Below are 6,313 nucleotides of genomic sequence, written 5' to 3' on the forward strand. Positions count from 1 at the left end.
GGCAATATTCGGATACTCTAAGTTATACCTAGTTAATACTTCCCGCAGGCATCCCAGATCAAAACTGGCATTGTGCGCCAGCACTACACTTCCCTGTATGTACGACTTCATTTCATCCCAGATTTCAGCAAATGTTGGTTTATCCTGAACATCTTTCGCGGTAATGCCGTGGATGGAAACATTTATTGGATGAAACCGAAGCTCACTTGGTCTTATTAACCAGTATTTCGTTTCAATTAATGCACCATCTTGCACAAGTGCCAACCCTGCAGAGCAAATACTCGCTCTATCAGAATTAGCGGTTTCAAAGTCTATTGCTACAAAATGCAAATAAATCCCTCTTCTACTTATTACTATTGAAAATATCCTTTACCAAATATCCGGATACCTTTCGCTCGCAAGACAGTAATTACGTTTTGTCAAGACATTCAATATGTACAACGGTAAGGATGTCATTGTCTACAGTAAAACGAACATCAAAACTGGCAAAAGGAATGCCAAAAATGCGGGCTGGATCCCGAACATAAGCTGGACGAGGATCTTGTTCCAACACATTAACTAATCCTTGGCGCAAAGGTTCAGGGATCAGCTTGAGCCACTTTTCGGGAAAAATCACCTGCAACTTATAATCCTCAAATGGGGCAGCAAAACCAGCTGTAGCTTCTGGATGGCTATCCGTAAACGGTAGATAAGGCTTAATATCAAAAATTGGCGTTTGATCAATCATGTCTGCACCTGACACATGAAGTATCGGTCCCCATTCTGGATGCAGCTCAATCTGTTCCAGTTTAACAGATGAAAGCCCTAAATGATTGGGTCTAAATGGCGAGCGGGTAGCAAATACGCCCATCCGGGTATTCCCGCCTAACCGTGGCGGCCTGACTGTCGGCGAAAATTTGCTCCCTACCGCTTCAGAAAATTGCCAAATCAGCCAGATATGTGAAAATCCCTCCAAACCGCGAATGGCACTGGGATCTCGATATGGCGGCTCAAAGATAATCGTAGATTTTAGCGAAACAAGCCCGCTTTGGCGGGGAACACCGAATTTAGTGGAAAAATCGGTTTGAATACGGGCTATATTCTTAATGGTTGCCAATATGCTTGATTTTTTCATAACTTGACTTCCTTGTTTTTGAACTTACGTGAATGAATCGTTACCCAGGTCCGAAAACCAGTAATACAATTATAATCCATATATTTTCTTGAGATCAGCGACGATATCAGCAATGCGGGTGGACAATTGAGGAATGGCATAGCCGATGTATATTGGTGAAGTAACAAACCGCGGCATGATTTTGGCAGTTATCTGGCCGCCGATATAATAGAAGAAAATGTTGTAACTGTTGCACTGGCGGTTGAAATGATGAAGAAAATAGTGGGCACAGATCTGCAGGTACTCGGCTAAACGGTCGATTTGCCCGAGATCAGAGAGTTTAATATTCATTTCAACAAAACCGACCAGTGGCTTATCGGCAATAGTCAGTTCAACATCGCCGTTACGGCTGATGACAATGCCTTCGAGGCTGGCCGGGGGAATATTGGCGGTATAGTCAAGATAACGGAGGCCGACAATTTGCATATGTGGGTGGCGAATAGAACCGCCTGAGCTAGGGCCGTGGTTTTTGAAAAACAGGACTGAAGCGAATTCACCAGTAGCAATCATGTCCAGCCATTTTTCTGTACCAAACCGGATGACCCGGTAAAGGTGTTCTTTGGAGTATTTTGACAGTTCCGAAGTACAGTCATCAGTTTCAATCAGGACGGTCTGGAAGGTGTCCTGAAGAACTGGGTATTTATTAGCTAGGAGAAGTATTGGCCCGTCTTCGGCGATGATGCCTTCCAGTTCATTACGGCAGCAAAAAGGACATTTGTAGCCCTTATCGACAACAGTCACTGGTTTGGTGCTGCCAAGCTTGGTGTCAAAAACAAGGTGAGTTTGCCTTGCGGTCATGCTAAGTCTCCTTATAGGCTAGTGTTTTACTTCTATTATTTATTATACCATATTAGATTCCTGTCACGTGTAACTTCGGTAGGAAAAGGTTTTAATCCATAAAATAAAGAACCCAGCAGGATAAGCTGAGCTGAACAACCACGCTCCCGAGTAGACATCTTGGAAGATGCGGCTAGTTAACATTCCATTCAATCCAAGGAGCAGTACGGACGATACGCTAAAAACTGCTCACTAAACCGAACACGATAGCAACTGTTATAATTTTTCTTCCTGCATCATATGATTGTAACGTCATTTTTAGGAGGGAAATTTATGAAAAGTCTATTTATCAGAAAACCACCTAAGCTGCTTTCGATAGTAACCGTATTGCTTATCAGCTTATTTGCCTGGATCAATATACTTAATTACTGGGATGAACGAGACTTAGCCGCCATTCCGAATCAGCCGACAGAAGCTCCTAAAGGGAATATTTCTATTCATATCAAAATTCCCTCTCGCACATTAGAAGTCCTCGAAAATGGTAAAGTATACAAGACCTACCGAGTTGCCGTAGGCAAAAGTGAAACTCCAACGCCAGTTGGCGAGTGGGTGATTATTTGGAAGTCCTATAGGGCTGGCGATATCTTTGGCACCCGCTTTCTGGCGCTTAATGTCCCATGGGGAGGTTATGGCATCCACGGTACGAATCAACCATGGAGCATCGGTCATTACGCTAGCCATGGATGTATTCGCATGCGAAATAAAGATATTGAAGAATTATATGAGTGGATTCCCATTGGGACACCAGTAAAAATCGAAAACCACCCTGTTCCCATCCAACGCCAGTTAAAAATTAATGTAATGGGGCCTGATGTTGTAAAACTGCAAATCCACCTAAGAAATTTAGGATACCTAGAAGAAAGAGCTGACGGTTTTTTTAATAAAGAAACCGAGACTGCAGTTAAGCGCTTTCAACATGATCATGGCCTTAAACCTACAGGTATAGTTGATAGAAAAACACTTGATTTAATGGGATTGTAAGCATCGTTATACACCTTATGAACAAAAACACCACCCATTGGGATGGTGTCTTTTGTTAAATTACCCGATTCTTGTATGTTGCAATACATTATAAGACAAAATAATACGCTGACCCTGTTGTTTCCTTTTTTACTGGGAGACAGCCTCTACATCATACATTATACTAAACTAGTTTGTCCCTCTTCCGCTTTCGTTCTTGATTTACATATCCTGTATATCACACCCAGCATGATAAACCATATAGGTGTCACAAACAGGGCTACACGAGTTTCCTCATTGAGTGCCAGTGAAATTAAAACAAAAGCAAAAAACGCTAAAATTATATAGTTAATGATTGGATATAACGGCATTTTGAACTTATTTTTAGCAGCTAGTTCAGGATTGGTTTTACGGTATTTTAAATGGCAGATAGTAATAATAGCCCAAATAAAGATAAAACAGAATGTGGATATACTGGTAATTAGTACAAATACACCCTCCGGCATAATGTATTGCAGAATAATCGCTATCAGAACAACAATTGTCGACATCATAGTCGCATTAGCCGGAATACGATTGGAGGTTAATTTTTTCATGGATTCAGGCGCATTATTTTCTTGTGCCAGAGAGTAAACCATACGGCTTGTACTAAAAATCCCACTGTTACCAGCCGATGCCGCTGATGTTAAAACAACAAAATTGACAATCGATGCAGCAGCCGCAATCCCCATAGCAGAAAATACCTGGACAAACGGGCTCTTAGCCGGACTAATGGCAGTCCATGGATATATGCTCATAATGACCAGCAGTGCTCCGACATAGAAGATAATAATTCTGATAGGAATATTGTTGATAGCCTTAGGAATAACCCGTTCCGGATTTTCCGTTTCACTAGCGGTCAACCCAACCAATTCGATACCGGTAAATGCAAAAACAACCATTTGGAAGGAAAGAATAAAGCCGCTTAACCCATTAGGAATCCAACCGCCATGACTCCAGAGGTTGGAAAAGCTGGATGCACCAGCATCAGTAGCAAAACCTTTAATAATCATGAATGTACCAATGACAATCAATGATAGAATGGCAACTACTTTAATTAAGGCAAACCAAAATTCCATTTCACCAAACAGCTTCACTGCAGTAAGATTCATAATGAGTAATACTACTAAAATCATAAGACTGGGAACCCATTGGGCTATATCGGGGAACCAGTACTGTATATACATGCCAGCAGCTGTTACGTCAGCCATAGCAAGGGAAATCCAGCAAAACCAATAAGTCCAACCAGTAATAAATGCAGCTCCGTTTCCCAGATACTCACGTACAAAATCGACAAAAGAATGGTATTTTAAATTAGAAAGCAATAATTCGCCAAGGGCACGCATAACAAAAAAACAAATGATCCCTGTTATGATATAGGCAAATAAAATAGATGGGCCTGCCAAGTGAATAGACCGACCTGACCCCAGAAATAGTCCTGTACCAATTGCCCCACCAATCGCAAGCAATTGAACGTGGCGATTTTTCAGTCCTCTCGCTAAACTTTGATTTTCCATCATAAACATTTCCGCCTTTCTTAGTGTTACTGTTTTTAGATCTGCGTTACTATGAGCGCAAAGTTAACACTTATTACCAAAAATCACCACACCGTCCTCCGAAAGAGCAAAAAGAGGCCAAATTAGCAAAATCTGGCCCCATAAAATACAGAAAGAGACCAAATAAACATTTGGCCTCACAAAATAGCTAATCGGCTCTGTCCTTTTACCTGAGAGATTCACTAATTTAAAAATAAATCAGCTTGCTCCTTCGGTGCTCTATCGAGGCTCTCCAGAGTTTCGTCCAATAACGGTCCTTTTGCCTGAAAGCATAACATCTTCGGCGGATTATACAATCTCTCTCCCATTATCTTCATACGAATTTCGGTATTAAGTTTAGGTTACTTACATACTCTACCACCACTTTTTATAAATGTCAATAAAAATATCGATGTTCCATGTAGCGCTGATTTATCCACTTATATCCTTTGATTTAATGGGATATATAGCCTTTGTATCTTTCTATTTTTTAAAAAAATCCATTAAATTAACTTTATTTAGATTATTTTATATTATACGTAAATTATCAAGGGAATTTTTAACCATATGTTACCTAATTAGCCATTTTGTCACATCAGCACCAAATTTCTATTAATATGCTCCAAAACGCAGCTTGCGTGAATACTTAAATAGGAGTACCCTATAAGAGCCTTATATTTATCCAGTCACACTCGTTGTAATCAGTCGTTCCCTCAAACCTGTTAGGTATCGGCTGAAGTATGGTCAAGAAAAGAGGTGAAATTATGGAAGCAATTAAACTAGGGGGGGCCGCTTTTGTATTTGTAGCAGTCACCTTATATGTGTTAAACTTAGTTCACTTAGCTGGCGTCATTTAATCCTGCTGAGTAAAAGCACAGTGCAATATATAGGATATAGGGTCACCATCCAATGGATGGTGTCTTTTTTATTTAGCTAAATTTATCTAAGTCAAACTATCCTTAAGATTTTCACTACATATTGTTGAAACAAAGGTAGCGCCCGATAGTCTGTACATTCACAGGCACTAAAGTCATCTTAAATCCAATACTTTTACATTTTTTATCTGTGAAGCCAGAATATCAACCTGCTCAATGGTTAAATACAAATTGCCATTTTTCAAGTTTGTATCCAGTTCCGGATATGATGTAAGCAAAGCCTCCCGTATTTTTGCCTCGGTTGTATGACCTTCAATCGTAATTGACAGTTTATCTGTCAGCCCTTCTTTGGTTACTGTGATTTGCACTCTACCGGTGGTTCCGGGAATATTTCCTACTGCGTCAGCAATAACTCGGCCATAAATATTCATATCTCCGGCTACAATCATGTCATCGGTTCTCCCCAAAAGCTTAATAGCCTTAAGGGGCAGCCAACAGCCGCACTCAGCCCAACGCGCTTTATCGCCAGACCGGTACCGGATGAGCGGCATACCTTCTCTTCGGATAGTAGTAAATACTAATTCACCTTCATCAGCCGGCTTGCCTGTCATTGGATCAATAATTTCGGTGATAAGATGCAAATCGTTCAAATGAAAGGCTGTACATTCCGGTAAAGCAATGGTTTGGGCGCTCCCAATCTCTGTTGATCCATAGCTATCAAAGACGGCTGCCCCCCAATAACTGGTGAAAAGCTGTGTATGCTCAGATGTTAGCACTTCACCTGCGAGGATTATCTTATCCAGACACGTACGATACCCCAGGCGCTCGGCCGCCCGTGTCAGGCCTGTCATATAAGAAGGAGAGGAAAAGATAACATTAGGCGCAAATCGCTCCATGGCTTTTAGTGTTGCTTC

Annotated in this window: 6 protein-coding genes and 2 riboswitches; of the genes, 1 reads left to right on the forward strand and 5 read right to left on the reverse strand. The window is 41.1% G+C overall.

Annotated elements, in window-relative coordinates; all coding sequences use genetic code 11:
- The 3 genes from AC29Z1_RS11675 to AC29Z1_RS11685 all read right to left on the reverse strand — a co-directional run.
- Positions 1-330, reverse strand: a 330-nt coding sequence (locus AC29Z1_RS11675) for an exonuclease domain-containing protein (protein ID WP_488271637.1), incomplete at its 3' end; no start/stop codon positions are given.
- A gap of 79 nt (positions 331-409) precedes the next feature.
- Positions 410-1,114, reverse strand: coding sequence for a tRNA (N6-threonylcarbamoyladenosine(37)-N6)-methyltransferase TrmO (gene tsaA / locus AC29Z1_RS11680; RefSeq protein WP_488271638.1), 705 nt, complete (start codon positions 1,112-1,114; stop codon positions 410-412).
- Positions 1,115-1,183: 69 nt separating this feature from the next.
- The gene (locus tag AC29Z1_RS11685; RefSeq protein ID WP_488271639.1) at positions 1,184-1,951 is read right to left on the reverse strand and encodes a DUF4931 domain-containing protein; all 768 of its coding nucleotides are present in this window, start codon (positions 1,949-1,951) and stop codon (positions 1,184-1,186) included.
- 312 nt (positions 1,952-2,263) lie between these two features.
- On the opposite strand from AC29Z1_RS11685, the gene AC29Z1_RS11690 reads away from it, so the two are divergent.
- Complete coding sequence (locus AC29Z1_RS11690) at positions 2,264-2,971, forward strand: L,D-transpeptidase family protein (protein WP_488271640.1); 708 nt, start codon at positions 2,264-2,266, stop codon at positions 2,969-2,971.
- Positions 2,972-3,129: 158 nt separating this feature from the next.
- Here the strand turns inward: AC29Z1_RS11690 and AC29Z1_RS11695 are convergent, their stop codons facing one another.
- Together AC29Z1_RS11695 and AC29Z1_RS11700 are read right to left on the reverse strand one after the other, a co-directional pair.
- Entirely contained in the window at positions 3,130-4,509 is a 1,380-nt protein-coding gene (locus AC29Z1_RS11695; RefSeq protein ID WP_488271641.1) for an amino acid permease, read from the reverse strand.
- A gap of 192 nt (positions 4,510-4,701) precedes the next feature.
- Positions 4,702-4,783, reverse strand: a riboswitch (glycine riboswitch).
- Positions 4,784-4,786: 3 nt separating this feature from the next.
- Positions 4,787-4,862, reverse strand: a riboswitch (glycine riboswitch).
- 692 nt (positions 4,863-5,554) lie between these two features.
- A partial coding sequence (locus AC29Z1_RS11700) for a phenylacetate--CoA ligase family protein (protein ID WP_488271642.1) occupies positions 5,555-6,313 on the reverse strand: 759 nt, incomplete at its 5' end.

Source organism: Sporomusa sp. (assembly GCF_057736855.1).

Coding starts and splice junctions, on each gene's coding strand:
- AC29Z1_RS11685 (WP_488271639.1), bottom strand. CDS start 1,951: ATGACCGCAAGGCAAACTCACCTTGTTTTTGACACCAAGCTTGGCAGC.
- AC29Z1_RS11690 (WP_488271640.1), top strand. CDS start 2,264: ATGAAAAGTCTATTTATCAGAAAACCACCTAAGCTGCTTTCGATAGTA.
- AC29Z1_RS11695 (WP_488271641.1), bottom strand. CDS start 4,509: ATGATGGAAAATCAAAGTTTAGCGAGAGGACTGAAAAATCGCCACGTT.
- tsaA (WP_488271638.1), bottom strand. CDS start 1,114: ATGAAAAAATCAAGCATATTGGCAACCATTAAGAATATAGCCCGTATT.